Raw genomic sequence first — 236 nt, forward strand, 5'->3', positions numbered from 1 at the left:
ACGAGGCGTCCGCCTCCAGCAGCGCGAGGACCTCCTCGCTGGGGTTACCGGCGCTGAGCAGGCCGCCCATGCCACCGCCGGGGCCGCCCTGCGTGCCGCCGGGAGCAGTGCCGCCCTGAGTAGTGCCTCCGGGGGCGGCGCCGCCCTGAGTAGTGCCTCCGGGGGCCGTCCCTCCGGGGGCCGTGCCGCCCGGAGCTGTACCTCCCGGAGCAGTGCCGCCGCCGGGGACCTGCGTC

At 78.4% G+C, this 236-nt stretch carries 1 protein-coding gene; it reads right to left on the reverse strand.

Features of this window, described 5'->3' with window-relative positions; translation table 11 throughout:
• The coding region (locus tag FMEAI12_RS39515) for a hypothetical protein (RefSeq protein ID WP_304598628.1) at positions 1 to 236 on the reverse strand (236 nt) is incomplete at both ends.

It is taken from the genome of Parafrankia sp. Ea1.12, from assembly GCF_900465275.1.
Classification (GTDB): Bacteria; Actinomycetota; Actinomycetes; order Frankiales; family Frankiaceae; genus Parafrankia; species Parafrankia soli.